General features: G+C 72.7%; 17 protein-coding genes. 3 read left to right on the forward strand and 14 right to left on the reverse strand.

Annotated elements, in window-relative coordinates:
• Positions 1 to 4 precede the first annotated feature (4 nt).
• From ybeY to hrcA, 10 genes are all read right to left on the reverse strand, one after another.
• Positions 5 to 502, reverse strand: coding sequence for an rRNA maturation RNase YbeY (ybeY, locus tag ACZ6AQ_RS11555; RefSeq protein ID WP_388694767.1), 498 nt, complete (start codon positions 500 to 502; stop codon positions 5 to 7).
• A 29-nt stretch (positions 503 to 531) separates the two neighbouring features.
• On the reverse strand, positions 532 to 1,578 hold the full coding sequence (locus ACZ6AQ_RS11560) for a PhoH family protein (protein WP_388694769.1): 1,047 nt from the start codon (positions 1,576 to 1,578) through the stop codon (positions 532 to 534).
• Positions 1,579 to 1,699: 121 nt separating this feature from the next.
• Positions 1,700 to 2,818, reverse strand: a complete 1,119-nt coding sequence (locus ACZ6AQ_RS11565; RefSeq protein ID WP_468759369.1) for a carbohydrate kinase family protein — start codon at positions 2,816 to 2,818, stop codon at positions 1,700 to 1,702.
• 222 nt (positions 2,819 to 3,040) lie between these two features.
• Positions 3,041 to 4,048 (reverse strand): adenosine deaminase, encoded by a 1,008-nt coding sequence (locus ACZ6AQ_RS11570; protein ID WP_468759807.1) that lies wholly within the window; start codon positions 4,046 to 4,048, stop codon positions 3,041 to 3,043.
• 2 nt (positions 4,049 to 4,050) lie between these two features.
• Positions 4,051 to 4,956, reverse strand: coding sequence for a ribonuclease Z (locus tag ACZ6AQ_RS11575; protein ID WP_388694773.1), 906 nt, complete (start codon positions 4,954 to 4,956; stop codon positions 4,051 to 4,053).
• Positions 4,957 to 4,959: 3 nt separating this feature from the next.
• On the reverse strand, positions 4,960 to 5,319 hold the full coding sequence (locus ACZ6AQ_RS11580) for a histidine triad nucleotide-binding protein (RefSeq protein WP_388694775.1): 360 nt from the start codon (positions 5,317 to 5,319) through the stop codon (positions 4,960 to 4,962).
• Between the two features lie 106 nt (positions 5,320 to 5,425).
• Positions 5,426 to 6,169 carry a 16S rRNA (uracil(1498)-N(3))-methyltransferase gene (locus tag ACZ6AQ_RS11585; protein WP_468759371.1) on the reverse strand — a complete coding sequence of 248 codons (744 nt, stop codon included), beginning with the start codon at positions 6,167 to 6,169 and terminating at the stop codon, positions 5,426 to 5,428.
• Positions 6,166 to 7,266 (reverse strand): nitronate monooxygenase, encoded by a 1,101-nt coding sequence (locus tag ACZ6AQ_RS11590; RefSeq protein ID WP_468759372.1) that lies wholly within the window; start codon positions 7,264 to 7,266, stop codon positions 6,166 to 6,168. The genes ACZ6AQ_RS11585 and ACZ6AQ_RS11590 overlap by 4 nt, the downstream gene beginning before the upstream one ends.
• A 184-nt stretch (positions 7,267 to 7,450) precedes the next feature.
• Complete coding sequence (gene dnaJ, locus ACZ6AQ_RS11595; RefSeq protein ID WP_388693195.1) at positions 7,451 to 8,587, reverse strand: molecular chaperone DnaJ; 1,137 nt, start codon at positions 8,585 to 8,587, stop codon at positions 7,451 to 7,453.
• The gene (gene hrcA / locus ACZ6AQ_RS11600) at positions 8,588 to 9,607 is read right to left on the reverse strand and encodes a heat-inducible transcriptional repressor HrcA (RefSeq protein ID WP_388693193.1); all 1,020 of its coding nucleotides are present in this window, start codon (positions 9,605 to 9,607) and stop codon (positions 8,588 to 8,590) included. It abuts the gene before it with no gap.
• A gap of 146 nt (positions 9,608 to 9,753) precedes the next feature.
• Between hrcA and ACZ6AQ_RS11605 the strand changes: the two genes are divergently transcribed.
• Together ACZ6AQ_RS11605 and ACZ6AQ_RS11610 are read left to right on the forward strand one after the other, a co-directional pair.
• Positions 9,754 to 10,482: an MBL fold metallo-hydrolase gene (locus ACZ6AQ_RS11605; RefSeq protein WP_468759373.1), complete on the forward strand. Its 729-nt coding sequence runs from the start codon at positions 9,754 to 9,756 to the stop codon at positions 10,480 to 10,482.
• Between the two features lie 10 nt (positions 10,483 to 10,492).
• Positions 10,493 to 11,293 carry a DUF3097 domain-containing protein gene (locus ACZ6AQ_RS11610; protein ID WP_468759374.1) on the forward strand — a complete coding sequence of 267 codons (801 nt, stop codon included), beginning with the start codon at positions 10,493 to 10,495 and terminating at the stop codon, positions 11,291 to 11,293.
• A 19-nt stretch (positions 11,294 to 11,312) separates the two neighbouring features.
• Here ACZ6AQ_RS11610 and hemW read toward each other — a convergent pair whose 3' ends face one another.
• The 3 genes from hemW to lepA all read right to left on the reverse strand — a co-directional run bounded on the left by hemW (position 11,313) and on the right by lepA (position 16,612).
• Entirely contained in the window at positions 11,313 to 12,545 is a 1,233-nt protein-coding gene (gene hemW, locus ACZ6AQ_RS11615) for a radical SAM family heme chaperone HemW (RefSeq protein WP_468759375.1), read from the reverse strand.
• A gap of 59 nt (positions 12,546 to 12,604) precedes the next feature.
• Positions 12,605 to 14,482, reverse strand: coding sequence for an AMP-dependent synthetase/ligase (locus ACZ6AQ_RS11620; RefSeq protein WP_468759377.1), 1,878 nt, complete (start codon positions 14,480 to 14,482; stop codon positions 12,605 to 12,607).
• A 261-nt stretch (positions 14,483 to 14,743) separates the two neighbouring features.
• A complete protein-coding gene (gene lepA / locus ACZ6AQ_RS11625; RefSeq protein WP_388693183.1) occupies positions 14,744 to 16,612 on the reverse strand; it encodes a translation elongation factor 4 in 1,869 nt (622 codons plus the stop codon).
• A gap of 183 nt (positions 16,613 to 16,795) precedes the next feature.
• On the opposite strand from lepA, the gene rpsT reads away from it, so the two are divergent.
• On the forward strand, positions 16,796 to 17,062 hold the full coding sequence (gene rpsT, locus ACZ6AQ_RS11630) for a 30S ribosomal protein S20 (RefSeq protein WP_388693182.1): 267 nt from the start codon (positions 16,796 to 16,798) through the stop codon (positions 17,060 to 17,062).
• A 378-nt stretch (positions 17,063 to 17,440) separates the two neighbouring features.
• On the opposite strand, the gene holA is transcribed toward rpsT, so the two are convergent.
• Positions 17,441 to 18,433 carry a DNA polymerase III subunit delta gene (holA, locus tag ACZ6AQ_RS11635; RefSeq protein WP_388693180.1) on the reverse strand — a complete coding sequence of 331 codons (993 nt, stop codon included), beginning with the start codon at positions 18,431 to 18,433 and terminating at the stop codon, positions 17,441 to 17,443.
• Positions 18,434 to 18,559: the final 126 nt, after the last annotated feature.

Below are 18,559 nucleotides of genomic sequence, written 5' to 3' on the forward strand. Positions count from 1 at the left end.
GGGGTCAGGAGACGGTCGGCGCCGGGGACGGGCCGGTCAGGCCCTTCTCCGCGCGCCAGCCGTCGACGATCGCCGCCTGGAGGCCGAACATCTCGGCCTTCTCGTCGGGCTCCTCGTGGTCGTACCCGAGGAGGTGCAGCACTCCGTGGACGGTGAGGAGCTGGAGCTCCTCGTCCATGGAGTGCCGCGTCGGCGCGTCCTTGCCCTGCTGGGTGGCGACCTCGGGGCAGAGCACGATGTCGCCGAGGAGCCCCTGCGGGGGCTCCGCGTCGTCCTTCGCCGGCGGACGCAGCTCGTCCATCGGGAAGGACATGACGTCGGTGGGGCCGGGCAGGTCCATCCACTGGATGTGGAGCTGCTCCATCGCCTCCGCGTCCACGACGATCACCGAGAGTTCGGAGAGGGGGTGGATGCGCATGCGCGCGAGCGCGTAGCGGGCGATGTCGAGGATCGCCTGCTCGTCGACCTCGGTTCCGGACTCGTTGTTGACGTCGATCGACATGGTGCTTCTGGACTTCTCTCGTTAAATCGTCACAGGCCGTTGCGGCCGTTGCGGCTGTCGTACTGCTCGTACGCGTCGACGATACGGCCGACGAGCTTGTGCCGTACGACATCCTGCGACGTGAGCGTCGAGAAGTGGACGTCCCGGACGCCGTCCAGGATGTCGCGGACCTGTCGCAGACCGCTCTTCGTCCCGTTCGGCAGGTCGACCTGGGTGATGTCACCGGTGATGACGATCTTCGAGTCGAAGCCGAGGCGGGTGAGGAACATCTTCATCTGCTCGGGGTTCGTGTTCTGGGCCTCGTCCAGGATGATGAACGCGTCATTGAGGGTGCGACCCCTCATGTACGCCAGGGGCGCGACCTCGATCGTCCCGCTCGCCATGAGCTTGGGGATCGAGTCCGGGTCGAGCATGTCGTGCAGGGCGTCGTAGAGCGGGCGCAGGTACGGGTCGATCTTCTCGTAGAGCGTGCCCGGCAGGAAGCCGAGCCGCTCGCCCGCCTCGACGGCGGGCCTGGTCAGGATGATCCGGTTGACCTGCTTGGACTGCAGGGCCTGGACCGCCTTGGCCATGGCGAGGTAGGTCTTGCCGGTACCGGCGGGGCCGATGCCGAAGACGATCGTGTGCTTGTCGATGGCGTCGACGTACCGCTTCTGGTTGAGCGTCTTGGGACGGATCGTGCGTCCCCGGCTGGAGAGGATGTTCTGGGTGAGCACCTCGGCGGGAGTCTCCTCGCCGCCCTCCGCCGTTCCGTCCCCGCTCGCCCTGAGCATGGCGATCGAGCGTTCCACTGCGTCCTCCGTCATCGGCTGACCGGTGCGGAGCACCAGCATCATCTCGTCGAACAGGCGCTGGATCAGAGCGACTTCCGCCGCGTCGCCGACCGCGCTGACCTGGTTGCCCCGGACGTGGATGTCGGTGCCGGGGAACGAGCGCTCGATGACGCGGAGCAGGGCGTCGCCGGAGCCCAGCAGGGACACCATCGGGTGTTTGGCGGGGACGGCGAAGTGGGCGCGGGCCTGTCCGCGTCCCTCGTCACGGGACGCTCCGTCGTGGGCTGTGGGTGTCTGGGTCATGGGCCGGCACTGGGGCCTGCGCATACCTCCTGTCCCGGGGTTCTCGCTGCTCGACAACCTCTGGGCCACCAAGCCTACGACGTGCCGGCGACAAGGCCGAAGCGGTTTACGGAGCGGCCGCTCACGTCCCCGCGGCGCGGAAACCGATCGTCGGGACCGCCCGGCGCAGCGGCCAGGGCCGGGCGGGGGCGGGCAGGAGCCGTTCCAGGAAGGCGTAGCGGTCGCGCAGCGCCTCGGGGTCCTGCCGGGCGTCGCCCTGGACGCGCTGCCACCAGGCGGCGATCTCCTCCCAGGTGGGGGCGGAGAGGGAGCCGCCGAACTCCTGGACGGAGAGGGCGGCGGTGAGGCCGGCGAAGGCGAGCCGGTCGGCGAGGGGCCAGTCCGCGAGGGTGCCGGTGACGAACCCGGCGACGAAGACGTCCCCGGCGCCGGTCGGGTCGAGGGCGGAGACCTGGATGGCGGGGACCTCGGCGGTCTCGCCGGTGGCGCCGTCGACGGCGTAGGCGCCCTCGGAACCGAGGGTGACCACGGCGTGACGGACCTTGTCGGCGAGGGCGTGGGCGGCGGCCCGGGGGCAGTCGGTGCGGGTGTAGCGCATCGCCTCGGCGGCGTTGGGGAGGAACGCCTCGCAGTGCTCCAGGTCGGGGAGTTCCGCCAGGTCCCAGCGGCCGGTGTCGTCCCAGCCGACGTCGGCGAAGACCTTGGCGCCGTCGCGGGCGGCCCGGGCGACCCACTCCTCGGAGCGGCCGGGGACGAGGGAGGCGACGGCGGCGCGGGCGTGCGGCGGGCAGGCGGGCGGGGTGTCGTCCGCCGGCGGGGCCTCGTGGCCGTGGGAGACCATCGTGCGCTCGTCCTCGTAGGCCATGGAGACGGTGACCGGGGAGTGCCAGCCGGGGACCGTGCGGGAGAGGGAGAGGTCGATGCCCTCGCCCTGTTCCAGGGCGTCCCAGCAGTACTCGCCGTAGTGGTCGTCGCCGAAGGCGGCGGCGAGGGAGGTGCGCAGGCCGAGGCGGGCGAGGGCGGTGGCCATGTTGGCGACGCCACCGGGGCTGGAGCCCATGCCGCGGGCCCAGGACTCGGTGCCGCGGACGGGGGCGCTGTCGAGGCCGGTGAAGACGATGTCGAGGAAGACCGTGCCGGTCAGGAAGACGTCGCAGGCGGGGTCGGTGGGCTCGCGCAGGCGCTCCAGCGGGTCGACCCCGGCGTCGTGTCGCGGCTGCTCTCCCCTGGGTGTGGTCACGGCGGGCTCCCCGGTCGTGGTGCGGATCAGCCCAGTGTGCCCGACGGGGGACGGCGGCGGGCCGGGTGCGCGGAGGAGGGCGCGCCCCGCACCCGGGAACGGTTTCCCTCCGGGCCGCGAGCGGCCGGGACCACGCCCGGGGCCGGCGGGCGCCGCCCTCCCGGCCCGGTCTCGGTGGGGCGGGGAGCGGCGTCCCGCGCGGCGGCGGCGCCCTCCCGGCCGCTATCCGCCGAACTCGTACGCCTCCACCTCGGCCAGGTACCGCGCCCGCCGCTCCTCGTCGTCCTCCAGGAACGACGCCCGGAAGGAGTTGCGGGCGAGCTCCCGGAGCTGGTCCTCGGTGAGGCCGAGGGCGTCGCGGACGCCGGTGAAGTTGTCGCCGACGTAGCCGCCGAAGTACGCCGGGTCGTCGGAGTTGACGGTCACGAGCAGGCCCGCCGCCATCATCGCGCGGAGCGGGTGGTCGGCGAGGGTGCCGACGACGCGGAGCCGGACGTTCGAGAGGGGGCAGAGGGTGAGCGGGACCTGCTCGCGGGCCAGCCGGGCGACGAGGTCCGGGTCCTCCATGCAGCGCAGGCCGTGGTCGATCCGCTCCACGCCGAGGACGTCCAGGGCTTCGCGGACGTAGGCCGCCGGGCCCTCCTCGCCCGCGTGGGCGACGCGGCGCAGGCCGAGCCGGGCGGCCTCCTCGTACACCTCGCGGAACGCGGCCGGCGGGTGGCCGGCCTCGGCCGAGTCGAGGCCGACGCCGGTGATCCGGCCGAGGTACGGCTCGGCGGCCTCCAGGGTGGCGAGGGCCGACTCTGCGGACTCGTCGCGCAGGAAGCACATGATGAGCCGGGTGGAGATCCCGTACCGTTCCTCGGCCCGGTCGAGGGAGGCGGTCAGGCCCTCGATCACGGTGCCGATCGGGACGCCCCGGGCGGTGTGCGCCTGCGGGTCGAAGAAGATCTCGGCGTGCCGGACGCCCTGGGCGGCGGCCCGCTCCAGGTAGGCGTCGGCGAGTTCGGTGAAGTCCTCCGCGGTGCGCAGGACCGCCATCAGGCCGTAGTACAGGTCCAGGAAGGACTGGAGGTCGTCGAACCGGTACGCCGCGCGCAGGGCGTCGGTGTCCGCGTACGGCAGGGTGACGCCGTTGCGCGTGGCGAGCGCGAAGGCCAGTTCGGGTTCGAGGGTGCCCTCGATGTGGAGGTGCAGTTCGGCCTTGGGGAGGCCGGTGGGGAGGGGCATGGTCACGTTCGTTTCGGTACGGGGACCCGCATGAGGTCCCGGGCGATGCTCAGCTCGCCGTCGAACCCGGCCTCCCGCGCCTGTCGTTCGAACGCGGCGGGGTCGTGGTAACGCTGCGAGAAGTGGGTGAGGACGAGGTGCCGCACGCCCGCGTCCCGGGCGACCGCGGCGGCCTGTCCGGCCGTCAGGTGGCCGTGGTCGGTGGCGAGGCGGACGTCCTCGTCGAGGAAGGTGGACTCGATCACGAGCATGTCGGCGCCCTCCGCGAGGGCGTGGGCGCCGTCGCAGAGGCGGGTGTCCATGACGAAGGCGAAGCGCTGCCCGCGCCGGACCTCGCTGACCTCGTCCAGGGCGACGCCGTCCAGGACCCCTTCGCGCTGGAGCCGTCCCACGTCGGGGCCCGCGATGCCGCGGGCGGCCAGCTTCTCCGGCAGCAGGCGGCGCCCGTCGGGCTCGGTGAGGCGGTAGCCGTACGACTCGACGGGGTGCGAGAGCCGGCGCGCCTCCAGGGTGTAGGCGTCGGTGACGGCGAGCGGCCCGTCGGCGGTGACGGGCGCCTCGACCAGCCGTGCGGTCTCGCGGTAGGCCGTGGCGTACCGCAGCCGCTCGAAGAAGTGCTGTCCGCTCGCCGGGTAGTGGGCGGTGACGGGGTGCGGGACCTGGTCGAGGTTGATCCGCTGGATCACCCCGGCCAGGCCGAGCGAGTGGTCTCCGTGGAAGTGCGTGACGCAGATCCGGTCGAGGTCGTGCGCGGCGACCCCGGCCCGCAGCATCTGGCGCTGGGTGCCCTCGCCGGGGTCGAACATGATGCCCCGGCCGTCCCAGCGCAGCAGGTAGCCGTTGTGGTTGCGGTGCCGGGTCGGGACCTGGCTGGCGGTCCCGAGGACGACCAGTTCGCGTACGGACACGGCTTATCCGGGGGGCCAGGTGAGGCCGCGGCCGCCGAGGACGTGCGCGTGGGTGTGGAAGACGGTCTGTCCCGCGCCCGCGCCGGTGTTGAGGACGATCCGGTAGCCGCTGTCGTCGGTCTTCTCCTGGGCGGCGACCTCTCCGGCCTCGCGCAGCAGGTCGGCGGCGACGGCCGGCTCGGCGGCGGCGAGGGAGGCGGCGTCCGGGTAGTGGAGGCGCGGGATCACCAGGACGTGGGTGGGCGCCTGCGGGTTGATGTCGCGGAACGCGACGGTCGTCTCCGTCTCGCGGACGATCGTCGCGGGCACCTCCCCCGCCACGATCTTGCAGAACAGGCAGTCGCTCTGCGGCTCTCCGGCCATGGTCCGGGCCTCCTCGCCTCCGTCGGTCAGTACACGCGCATGCTATCGGCCGCCACTGACGGGCCCGTTCTCCCGGCCGGCCTTCCGGAGGGTTCCGGAAGACCGGCTAGCTCCAGCGGCCCGTGCGTCCCAGGACCAGGGCCGCCGCCGCCGTACCGGCCGTGGAGGTGCGCAGCACGCTGCGGCCCAGTCGGTACGGCTTCGCCCCGGCCGCCTCGAAGGCGGCCAGCTCCTCCGGGGAGACCCCGCCCTCGGGGCCGACGACCAGCACGATCGACCCCTTCGCGGGGAGAGCGGCGGTGGCGAGCGCGCCGCTGGGGTGGTCGCGGTCCTCGTGCAGGACGGCCGCGAAGTCGGCCCCCGCGAGGAGGGCGGCGACCTGCTTGGTCGTCATCGGGTCCGCGACCTCGGGGAAGCGGGTGCGGCGCGACTGCTTGCCGGCCTCGCGGGCGGTGGAGCGCCACTTGGCGAGCGCCTTGAGGCCCCGGTCGCCCTTCCACTGGGTGATGCAGCGGGAGGCGGCCCACGGCACGATCGCGTCCACGCCGGTCTCCGTCATGGTCTCGACGGCCAGCTCGCCCCGGTCGCCCTTGGGGAGTGCCTGGACGACGGTGATCCGGGGCTCCTCCCCGGGGTCCTCGTGGACCTCGGCGACCCGTACGGTGAGCCGGTCCTTGCCCTCGGCGGCGAGCACCTCGCAGGCGGCCCAGCGGCCCCGGCCGTCGACGAGGACGACCTCCTCGCCCTCCCGCAGCCGCTTCACGGAGACGGCGTGGCGGCCCTCGGGTCCGTCCAGGAGGAAGCTCCCGGCGCCGGGGACGGCGTCGACGACGAAGACGGGTGCGGTCATGGGGTGCTCCTGTGGGAGGGCCGGGACGGCCGGGACAGCTCGGAGAGCGCGGTGCCGAGTTCGGCGGCGAGGACCTCGACCAGCCGCGCGGCGGGGAGTTCGCGGGCCAGGCGGTGGCCCTGGCCCGCCCACAGGGCCATGCCCTGGGTGTCGCCCGCGGCGGCGGCGGCCTTGCGGAGGGGGGCGGTGAGGTGGTGGACCTCGGGGTAGGCGGCGGGGGCGTACGGCCCGTGCTCGCGCATGAAGCGGTTGACGAGTCCGCGCGCCGGGCGCCCGGAGAAGGCCCGGGTGAGGGCGGTCCGGGTGAACAGCGGGTCCGTCAGGGCCTGTTTGTGCAGCGGGTGCGCGCCCGACTCGGGGCAGCGGAGGAAGGCGGTGCCGAGCTGCGCGGCGTCGGCCCCGGCGGCGAGGACGGCGGCGATCTGGGCGCCGCGCATGATCCCGCCGGCGGCGACGACCGGCAGTCCCACGCTCTCGCGGACCTGGGTGACGAGGGCGAGCAGTCCGGTGCCGGGCGCGCCGTCCTCGTCCGGGTCGTCGCGGTGCGTGCCCTGGTGCCCGCCGGCCTCGACGCCCTGGACGCAGACGGCGTCGGCCCCGGCGTGCTCGGCGGCCAGGGCCTCCTCGGCGGAGGTGACGGTGACGATCGTGTACGTGCCCGCGCGGGCGAAGGAGGCGAGGACTTCGGGCGCGGGGCAGCCGAAGGTGAAGGAGACGACCGGGACCGGGTCCTCCAGGAGGATGGCCAGCTTGGCGTCGTAGGCGTCGTCGCGGGAGTCGTCGGTCCCGCCGGGCGGGGTCTCGTACCAGGCGGCCTCGCCCGCGAGCTGGTGGCGGTAGACCTCGACGGCGGCGGGGTCGGCGGCCGGGCCGCCCGGGGGCACGAAGAGGTTGACGCCGAAGGGGCGCGCGGTGAGCCGGCGCACCTGTTTGACCTCCTGGTACATGCCCCCGGCGCTCTTGTAGCCGCCGGCCAGGAAGCCGAGCGCCCCGGCCTCGCAGACGGCTCCGGCGAGCTCGGGACAGGAGGCGCCACCCGCCATGGGAGCCTGCACGATCGGGAGCCGGGAGAGGCCGTTCAGTGCGGTGGTGGACATATGGGCATCGTTTCATGCCGCCGGACGGGCACGTCGCGCCGCCGGACGAGGGCGGGGAAGGACAGCGGACGGGCGCGGGGAAGCGCGGCGGCCCGCCCGGCGCCCACGACCGCGCGGACCCGCGCGGGAGACACGCGAGGGGGGCGGCACCGGGATGCCGCCCCCCCTCCCGTACGGGCGCCGGTCAGCGCCCGTTGAACGCGTCCTTCAGACGCGAGAACAGCCCCTGCTGGCCCGGGTGGAACTGGCCGGTGGGCCGTTCCTCGCCGCGCAGCTCGGCCAGTTCGCGCAGCAGGCGCTCCTGCTCGGCGTCGAGCTTGTTCGGGGTCTGGACCTCGACGTGCACGATGAGGTCGCCGCGCCCGTTGCCCCGCAGGTGGGTGACGCCGCGCCCGTGCAGCGGGATCGACTGGCCGGACTGGGTGCCGGGCCGGATGTCGATCTCCTCGACGCCGTCGAGGGTCTGCAGCGGCACCTTGGTGCCGAGCGCGCCCGCCGTCATCGGGATCGTGACCGTGCAGTGCAGGTCGTCGCCGCGCCGCTGGAACGTGTCGTGCGGGGTCTCGTGGATCTCGACGTACAGGTCGCCGGCGGGGCCGCCGCCGGGGCCGACCTCGCCCTCGCCCGCGAGCTGGATGCGGGTGCCGTTGTCGACGCCGGCCGGGATCTTGACCGTGAGCGTGCGGCGGGAGCGGACCCGTCCGTCACCCGCGCACTCGGGGCACGGGGTGGGGACGACGGTGCCGAAGCCCTGGCACTGCGGGCAGGGGCGGGAGGTCATGACCTGGCCCAGGAAGGAACGGGTGACCTGGGAGACCTCGCCCCGGCCGCGGCACATGTCGCAGGTCTGCGCGGAGGTGCCGGGGGCGGCGCCCTCGCCCGAGCAGGTCGTGCAGACGACGGCCGTGTCGACCTGGATGTCCTTGGTGGTGCCGAAGGCCGCCTCGTTGAGGTCGATCTCCAGGCGGATCATGGCGTCCTGGCCGCGGCGGGTGCGCGAGCGCGGGCCGCGCTGCGAGGCCGTGCCGAAGAAGGCGTCCATGATGTCGGAGAAGTTGCCGAAGCCGCCGGCCCCGAAGCCGCCCGCGCCGCCTCCGCCGGAGGACGAGAGCGGGTCGCCGCCGAGGTCGTAGACCTGCTTCTTCTGCGGGTCCGAGAGGACCTCGTAGGCGGCGTTGATCTCCTTGAAGCGTTCCTGCGTCTTCGGATCGGGATTGACGTCCGGGTGCAGCTCGCGCGCGAGCCTCCGGAACGCCTTCTTGATCTCGTCCTGGGACGCGTCGCGGCGCACGCCGAGTACGGCGTAGTAGTCCGTGGCCACTTACGACTCCGCCAGGATCTGTCCGACGTAACGTGCCACTGCGCGTACCGCTCCCATCGTTCCGGGGTAGTCCATGCGGGTCGGTCCGACCACGCCGAGTTTGGCGACTGTCTCGCCGCCCGAACCGTAGCCGACCGAGACGACGGACGTGGAGCTCAGTCCCTCGTGGGCGTTCTCGTGCCCGATGCGTACGGTCATGCCCGATTCCTTGGCCTCGCCCAGCAGCTTGAGGAGCACGACCTGCTCCTCCAGTGCCTCCAGGACGGGCCTGATCATCAGGGGGAAGTCGTGTCCGAAGCGGGTGAGATTGGCGGTGCCGCCGATCATCAGCCGCTCCTCGTGCTCCTCGACGAGGCTTTCGAGGAGGGTCGCGAGCACGGTCGAGACCGTGGCGCGGTCCTCGGCCTCCTCGAAGGACTCGGGGAGGTCCTGCACCAGCTGCGGCACGTCGGCGAAGCGACGGCCGACGACCCGGCTGTTGAGCCGGGCCCGCAGGTCGGCGAGGGAGGTCTCGCCGAAGGGCGCCGGGCAGTCCACGAGCCGCTGCTCGACCCGGCCGGTGTCCGTGATGAGGACGAGCATCAGGCGGGCGGGGGCCAGCGAGAGCAGTTCCACGTGCCGGACGGTCGAACGGGTCAGCGAAGGGTACTGGACGACGGCGACCTGACGGGTGAGCTGCGCGAGCAGCCGGACCGTGCGGCCGACGACGTCGTCCAGGTCGACCGCGCCGTCGAGGAAGTTGTGGATGGCGCGCCGCTCGGGCGTCGACAGCGGCTTGACGCCCGCGAGCCGGTCCACGAACAGCCGGTAGCCCTTGTCGGTCGGGATGCGGCCGGCGCTGGTGTGGGGCTGGGCGATGTAGCCCTCGTCCTCCAGTACGGCCATGTCGTTGCGCACGGTGGCGGGCGACACGCCGAGTTTGTGGCGCTCCGTGAGCGCCTTGGAGCCCACGGGCTCCTCCGTCCCGACATAGTCCTGGACGATGGCGCGCAGCACTTCGAGTCTGCGTTCGCTGAGCATCGTGCGCACCTCCAGCTGTCGTCGTCGTTCCGGTTGCTCCGCTTTTGGCACTCGCCCTGCCCGAGTGCCAACGGGCCCCGGCCAGTGTACGGCGGCACACGACGCTCCTGGCAAGGAGGCGGCGTCCCACCGGTTAGCGTCGCCGCATGGATGTGGACTGGGAAGCGTGCGGATGGGAACGGCTCGCGGACGGCGTGGGACGGCGGCGGCTGCCCCGGTGGGACGCCACGGTGGGCCTCGTCCTGGGCGAACGGGCGGTCCTGCTGTACGACACGGGGTCGTCACTCACCGAGGGCGCCGGGCTGCGGGCGCAGGTGGCGGAACTCACGGGCGGCCGGAGGGTGACGCACATCGCACTGGGCCATCCGCACTTCGACCACGTGCTCGGCGCGGCGGCCTTCTCGGGCGCGGAGGTCCTCGGCGCGGTCGGGACGGACGAACTGCTGGGCAGGGAGCGGGACCGGGAGGCGCTGCGCGCGGACGCGGTGCGGCACGGCCTGGACCCGGAGGCCGCGGCGGAGGCGGTGGACGTGCTGGTGGCGCCGAAGCACGTGGTCTCCGGCGAGCGAACCCTCGACCTGGGCGGCCGGCAGGTGCTCCTGGCGAACGTCGGCCCCGGGCACACGGGCCACGACCTGGTGCTCCTGGTGCCCGGCCCGCCCGAGGTGGTCTTCTGCGGGGACCTGGTGGAGGAGTCGGGCGAGCCGCAGGCGGGCCCGGACGCGATCCCGTCCCGCTGGCCGGACGCCCTGGACCGGCTCCTCGCGCTCGGGGGCGAGGACGCGGTGTACGTACCGGGGCACGGAGCGGTGGTGGACGCCTCGTTCGTACGACGCCAGCGGGAGGAACTGGCACGCCGCTTCGAGGTGTCATAACGTCCTGCGAATGCGCAGCTACAACCCGGACCTGACGCCCCCCTGGAAGCGCTCGGCGCCCGTCCCGGAGGTCCCGGCCGACCGGGACCTCGTCGTGGAGGAGGTGACGACGGGCTTCTGCGGGGCGGTGATCCGCTGCGAGGCGGGCACGGTCACCCTGGAGGACCGTTTCGGCAAGCACCGGGTCTTCCCGCTGGAACCGCGCGGCTTCCTCCTGGAGGGGAAGGCCGTGACCCTGGTCCGTCCCTCCGCCGGGCCGGCGCGCCCCACCCGCACGGCCTCCGGCTCGGTGGCGGTGCCGGGCGCACGCGCGCGCGTGGCGCGGGCGGGACGGATCTACGTGGAGGGCCGGCACGACGCCGAGCTGGTGGAACGGGTCTGGGGCGACGACCTGCGGATCGAGGGCGTGGTCGTGGAGTACCTGGAGGGCGTGGACGACCTGCCGGCGATCGTCGCGGAGTTCGGACCGGCGCCCGACGCGCGCCTCGGCGTCCTGGTGGACCACCTGGTCCCGGGCTCGAAGGAGTCCCGGATCGCGGCGCGCGTGACCTCGCCGGACGTGCTGGTCGTCGGCCACCCGTACATCGACGTCTGGGAGGCGGTGAAGCCGTCCTCGGTGGGCATCCCCGCCTGGCCGGCGGTCCCGCGCGGCCAGGACTGGAAGACGGGCGTCTGCCGCGCCCTGGGCTGGCCGGAGAACACGGGCGCGGCCTGGCGGCACATCCTGTCGCGGGTCACGTCGTACAAGGACCTGGAGCCGGCGCTGCTGGGCCGGGTGGAGGAGCTGATCGACTTCGTGACGGCGCCGTAGGGCGCCCCCGGAGCCCGCTTCAGTCCACCAGGTCCCGCACCACCGCGTCCGCGAGCAGCCGCCCGCGCAGGGTCAGGACCGCCCGCCCGGCCGCGTACGGGCCGGGGTCGAGGAGGCCGTCCTCCAGGGCCTTGCGGGAGGCGGCGAGCCCCGCGGGCCTGAGCAGGGCCAGCTCGACTCCGTCCCGGAGGCGCAGCTCCAGCAGGATCCGCTCCACCCGCCGGTCCTCCCCGGAGAGCAGCTCGCGTCCGGCACCGGGCGACCTCCCGGCGGCGAGGGCCGCCGCGTACGTGCCCGGGTGCTTCACGTTCCACCAGCGGACCCCGCCCACGTGGCTGTGGGCGCCGGGGCCCGCGCCCCACCAGTCCGCGCCGCGCCAGTACAGCTCGTTGTGGAGGCAGCGCCCGGCCTCCGAGGTGGCCCAGTTGGACACCTCGTACCACTCGAAACCGGCTCCGGACAGCACCTCCTCGGCCATCAGGTACCGGTCGGCGTGCACGTCGTCGTCGGTCATCGGGACCTCGCCGCGCCGGATGCGGCGGGCCAGCTGCGTGCCCTCCTCGACGATCAGGGCGTAGGCGCTGACGTGGTCGGGGCCGGCGCCGATCGCCGCGTCGAGCGAGGCCCGCCAGTCGTCGTCGGTCTCGCCGGGCGTGCCGTAGATCAGGTCGAGGTTGACGTGGTCGAACCCGGCGGCCCGCGCCTCCGCGACGCACGCCTCGGGGCGTCCGGGCGTGTGGGTGCGGTCGAGGACCTTCAGGACGTGCTGCCGGGAGCTCTGCATGCCGAAGGAGACCCGGTTGAAGCCGCCCTCGCGCAGCTCCGCCAGGTAGGCGGGGTCGACCGACTCCGGGTTGGCCTCGGTCGTGACCTCGGCGTCGTCCGCGAGCCCGAACTCGTCCCGGATCGCCCCCAGCATGCGGACGAGGTCGCCGGCGGCGAGCAGCGTGGGCGTGCCGCCGCCGACGAAGACGGTCCGCACCGGCCGGGGGTCGTCCCCGAGGACCTTCCGGGCGAGCCGGACCTCCTCGACGACCTGTCCGGCGTAGTTGTCCCGGGAGGCGAGCACGCCCCCCGTGCCGCGCAGCTCGCTCGCCGTGTAGGTGTTGAAGTCGCAGTAGCCGCAGCGCGTCGCGCAGTACGGCACGTGCAGGTAGAACCCGAGCGGGCGCTCCCCGGCCCCTTCCAGGGCGTACGGGGGAAGCGCCCCGTCCTCGGGAACGGTCTCACCATCGGGCAGTACGGAAGGCATGGGTCCCATTGTCCCGTACCGCCCGGGGTGAACCGCCGGCCCGCCGCCGGGGACGCCGGTCAGGCCTCCCGCGAGCCCGCGTACATCTCCTCGATGAGGTGCTTGTACTCCCGCTCCACGACCGGCCGCTTCAGCTTCAGGGACGGGGTCAGCTCGCCGTGCTCGATGTCGAGGTCGCGCGGCAGCAGGCGGAACTTCTTGATCGTCTGCCAGCGCTGGAGGCCCTCGTTGAGACGGTCCACGTAGCCCTGGACGAGCTTCTGGGTCTGCGGGGCGGCGACCACCTCGGCGTACGACCTGCCCGCGAGGTCGTGCTCGGCGGCCCAGCCGAGGATGGCGGGCTCGTCGAGGGCGATCAGGGCGGTGCAGAAGTTCCGGTCGGCGCCGTGGACCAGGATGTTCGAGACGAAGGGGCAGACCGCCTTGAACTGGCCCTCGACCTCGGCCGGCGCGATGTACTTGCCGCCGGACGTCTTGATCAGGTCCTTCTTGCGGTCGGTGATCCGCAGGTAGCCGTCGGCGGACAGCTCCCCGATGTCGCCGGTGTGGAACCAGCCGTCGGACTCCAGGACCTCGGCCGTCTTCTCCGGCAGGCCGTGGTAGCCCTCCATGATGCCGGGACCGCGCAGCAGGATCTCGCCGTCGTCCGCGATCCGGACCTCGGTGCCGGGCAGCGGCTTGCCGACGGTGCCGGTGCGGTACGCCTCGCCCGGGTTGACGAAGGAGGCGGCGGAGGACTCCGTGAGGCCGTACCCCTCCAGGATGTGGATGCCGGCGCCGGAGAAGAAGTAGCCGATCTCGGGGGCGAGGGCGGCGGAGCCGGAGACGCACGCGCGCAGGTTGCCGCCGAACGCCTCGCGGATCTTGCCGTAGACGAGGGCGTCGGCGACCTTGTGCCGGGCGGTGAGGCCGAAGGGCGCGGAGGCGGTGCCGGTGCGGCGGAAGTTGTCCTGGGTGGCCCTGGCGTACTCGCGGGCGACCCCGGCCGCCCACTGGAAGATCTTGTACTTGGCGCCGCCGGCGGCGCGGGCCTTGGCGGCGACCCCGTTGTAGACCTTCTCGAAGATGCGGGGCACGGCCGCCATGTAGGTCGGCCGGACCACCGGCAGGTTCTCGATGATCTTGTCGACACGGCCGTCGACGGCGGTGACGTGGCCGACCTCGATCTGGCCCGAGGTGAGGACCTTGCCGAAGACGTGGGCCAGCGGCAGCCACAGGTACTGCACGTCCTCCCGGGTGACGAGACCGGTCGCGGCGATGGCCTTGGCCATGTACGACCAGTTGTCGTGCGGGAGGCGGACGCCCTTGGGGCGGCCGGTGGTGCCCGACGTGTAGATGAGGGTGGCGAGCTGCGCGGGGGTGATCGCGGAGACCCGCTCCTTGACCGCCTCCGGATGCTTCTCCAGGTACGCCCGGCCGCGCTCCTCCAGGTCGGCGAGGGAGAGGACCCACTCGTCGTCGCCCTCGACGCCCGTGGGGTCGACGACGATCACGTGATGGAGGTCCGGCAGCTCGGCACGGCGTTCGACGGCCTTGGCCAGCTGGGCGGCGTCCTCCGCGATGAGGACCCTGGACTCGGAGTCGGAGAGGATGAACGCCGACTCCTCGGCGTTGGTCTGCGGGTAGACCGTGGTGGTCGCGGCGCCGGCGCACATCACGCCGAGGTCCGCGAGGATCCACTCCACCCGGGTGGAGGAGGCGAGGGCGACCCGCTCCTCGGGCCGCACGCCCAGGTCGATCAGGCCGGCGGCGATGGCGTAGACCCGTTCGGCGGCCTGCCCCCAGGTGAGCGACTTCCACTCGTCCGGGCCGGAGCCGGACGCGGCGGGTACCGGGTGGCGGTACGCCTCCGCGTCGGGAGTCCGCTCGACTCGCTCAAGGAAGAGGGTCGCCACGGAGGGCGGCCGGTTCTCGATCTGGGTCTGTGTGTCGCTCACGACGTCCTCCGGGCGGCGGCGGTGCCTTCTGGTGGTTCGTAACTAACTGGCGAGTAACCTTCGAGCCGGGATCAGACTAGGGCTCAGGGGTCGGACACGTAAGGTCTTGCAGGTCGTCGCTTCATAACGAACGGGCCCACGCGCACTCCGCGCGTGGGCCCGTCCGCCGCACGGGGCGGCCGTTCCGCTTCCGGACGCCGGCCCGGCTCCGGCTTCGATTCCGGCTCCGGCACCGGTTCGTTCCGGTTCGTCCGTCGGTGGCTACTTCTTTCCCTTGCCGGAGGACTCGTCGCTCGACAGGACGGCGATGAACGCCTCCTGCGGCACCTCCACCGAGCCGACCATCTTCATGCGCTTCTTGCCTTCCTTCTGCTTCTCGAGGAGCTTCCGCTTCCGGGAGATGTCACCGCCGTAGCACTTGGCGAGGACGTCCTTGCGGATGGCGCGGATGGTCTCGCGGGCGATGACCCGGGAGCCGATCGCGGCCTGGATCGGCACCTCGAACGCCTGCCGCGGGATGAGCTCGCGCAGCTTGGCGACGAGCCGCACGCCGTAGGCGTACGCCGCGTCCTTGTGGGTGACGGCGGAGAAGGCGTCCACCTTGTCGCCGTGCAGCAGGATGTCGACCTTGACCAGGCTGGACGCCTGCTCGCCCGTGGGCTCGTAGTCGAGGGAGGCGTACCCGCGCGTCTTCGACTTCAGCTGGTCGAAGAAGTCGAAGACGATCTCCGCGAGGGGCAGGGTGTAACGGATCTCGACCCGGTCCTCGGAGAGGTAGTCCATGCCGATCAGGGTGCCGCGCCGGTTCTGGCAGAGCTCCATGATCGCGCCGATGAACTCGCTGGGCGCGAGGATCGTCGCGCGGACGACCGGCTCGTACACCTTGTCGATCTTGCCCTCGGGGAACTCGCTCGGGTTCGTGACCGTGTGCTCGCTGCCGTCCTCCATGAGCACGCGGTAGACCACGTTGGGGGCGGTGGCGATCAGGTCGAGGCCGAACTCGCGCTCCAGGCGCTCGCGGATCACGTCCAGGTGGAGCAGGCCGAGGAAGCCGACGCGGAAGCCGAAGCCGAGCGCCGCGGAGGTCTCCGGCTCGTAGACGAGCGCGGCGTCGTTGAGCTGGAGCTTGTCCAGCGCCTCGCGCAGGTCCGGGTACTCCGAGCCGTCCAGCGGGTAGAGGCCCGAGAAGACCATCGGCTTCGGGTCCTTGTAGCCGCCGAGCGCCTCGGTGGCGCCCTTGGACTGCGAGGTGATCGTGTCGCCGACCTTGGACTGGCGGACGTCCTTCACGCCGGTGATGAGGTAGCCCACCTCGCCGACGCCCAGGCCGTCGGCCGGCAGCATCTCCGGCGAGTTGGTGCCGATCTCCAGGAGTTCGTGGGTGGCGCCGGTCGACATCATCCTGATGCGCTCGCGCTTGTTGAGCTGCCCGTCGATGACGCGCACGTAGGTGACGACGCCCCGGTAGGAGTCGTAGACCGAGTCGAAGATCATCGCGCGGGCGGGGGCGTCGGCGACGCCGACCGGGGCCGGTACGTCCCGGACCACGCGGTCGAGCAGCGCCTCGACGCCCATGCCGGTCTTCGCGGAGACCTTGAGCACGTCCTCCGGCTGGCAGCCGATGAGGTTGGCCAGCTCCTCGGCGAACTTCTCCGGCTGCGCGGCCGGCAGGTCGATCTTGTTGAGGACCGGGACGATGGTGAGGTCGTTCTCCATCGCCAGGTAGAGGTTGGCGAGCGTCTGCGCCTCGATGCCCTGGGCCGCGTCCACCAGCAGGATCGTGCCCTCGCAGGCCGCCAGCGATCGCGAGACCTCGTAGGTGAAGTCGACGTGACCGGGGGTGTCGATCATGTTCAGGATGTGCGTGGTGCCCTGGTCCGGCCCTTCGCCCGGCGCCCAGGGCAACCGGACCGCCTGGGACTTGATCGTGATGCCGCGCTCCCGCTCGATGTCCATGCGGTCGAGGTACTGAGCGCGCATCTGCCGCTGGTCGACCACACCGGTGAGCTGGAGCATCCGGTCGGCGAGCGTGGACTTGCCGTGGTCGATGTGCGCGATGATGCAGAAGTTGCGGATCAGAGCCGGGTCGGTACGGCTCGGCTCGGGCACGTGGGGAGGAGTCGCGGGCACGCAGGGTCTCGTCTCGGGGCGATGTCGGATCGATACGTAGGCTCCATGGTCCCATGCCCGGCGGCCGACGCCCGGTTTGGGCGGCCCCGAGGGGGGCTGATACCGTGGACAGCTGTGTCCCGTGTGCCCTCTCAGCCGCGAGGCGCATCCAGAAGGAACACCGAACCTGTAAAGGCTCTTTTCGTGGCGAACATCAAGTCCCAGATCAAGCGGAACAAGACGAACGAGAAGGCGCGCCTGCGCAACAAGGCCGTCAAGTCCTCGCTCAAGACCGCGATCCGCAAGGCCCGTGAGGCCGTCGCCGCCGGCGACCTCGAGCAGGCCACCGTCGCCGCTCGTGCCGCCTCGCGTCAGCTCGACAAGGCTGTCTCGAAGGGTGTCATCCACAAGAACGCCGCCGCCAACAAGAAGTCGGCGCTGGCCACCAAGGTTGCCTCCCTCCAGGGCTGAGCTCTGATGTGAACGGCCGTACGGGACCCAGCGGGCCCTCTCTCCCGCTCCCGCCCGGCCACCCCGGGCTCGTGCGCGGACGCGTTCGCCACGCGGGTACGAGCCCATCGGCTTGAACGTCGAAGGCCCCGCCGCCTCCTTCCCCAGGAGACGGCGGGGCCTTCGGCGTGCGGGGGGTCGGTCCGTGAGGGGGGAGGGGGGCCGTGCCTTGTGGTGGCCGTGCCTTCCGGGGGCTGTGCCCATGAGGGGCCGCGCCCTGTGGGGGGCGTGCCCTGCGGGGGGCGTGCCCTGCGGGGGGCCGTGCCCTGCGGGGGCCGTGAAGAGCCGATGCCGGCCGTACGGGGTCGGCCCGTACCGCTCCGGTCGCGTGCGGCCCGGTCAGGTGCCCCGGCGCATCCTCGCCGCCCGTGCCACCGTCACGACCGCCTTCTCCAGGGCGTACTCCGGGTCGTCACCGCCGCCCTTCACCCCCGCGTCCGCCTCGGCGACCGCGCGCAGCGCCAGCGCGACCCCGTCCGGGGTCCAGCCGCGCATCTGCTGGCGCACGCGGTCGATCTTCCAGGGCGGCATCCCCAGCTCACGCGCCAGGTCGGCGGGGCGACCGCCCCGGGCCGAGGAGAGCTTGCCGATGGCCCGTACGCCCTGCGCGAGCGCGCTGGTGATCAGCACGGGCGCGACTCCGGTCGAGAGCGACCAGCGCAGGGCTTCCAGGGCCTCGGCCGCCCGTCCCTCGACGGCCCGGTCGGCGACGTTGAAGGAGGACGCCTCGGCACGGCCCGTGTAGTACCGCCCGACGACGGCCTCGTCGATCGTCCCGTCCACGTCGGAGGTCAGCTGGGCGACCGCGGACGCCAGCTCCCGGAGGTCGCTGCCGATCGAGTCGACGAGGGCCTGGCACGCCTCCGGCGTGGCCGAGCGCCCGAGCGCCCGGAACTCCTGCCGCACGAACGTCAGCCGCTCCGCCGGCTTCGTCGTCTTCGGGCAGGCCACCTCCCGCGCCCCCGCCTTCCGCGCGGCGTCGAGCAGGCCCTTGCCCTTGGCGCCGCCCGCGTGGAGGAGGACGAGGGAGATGTCCTCGACCGGGTCGCCGAGGTAGACCTTGACGTCCTTGACCGTGTCGGCGGAGAGGTCCTGCGCGTTCCGCACGACCAGGACCTTGCGCTCGGCGAAGAGCGAGGGACTGGTGAGCTCCGCGAGCGTCCCGGGCTGGAGCTGTTCGGGCGCGAGGTCGCGCACGTCCGTGTCGGCGTCGGCGGCGCGGGCGGCCGCCACCACCTCCTGGACGACGCGGTCGAGGAGCAGGTCCTCCTGCCCCACGGCGAGCGTCACGGGGCCGAGGAGGTCGTCGGGGGAAGTCTTTCTGGTGGCCATCGCGCTCCAGCATCCCACGGGCCACCGACAGCCCGGTTCAGGGACGGCGGACGCCGGGGGCGCCGGGCCCTTCGGACAGCGGGGTCCGCCGACGGCAGGCCCACAGGCGGCGGGCCCCACGGACGG

It is taken from the genome of Streptomyces sp. NPDC041191 (genome assembly GCF_055591945.1).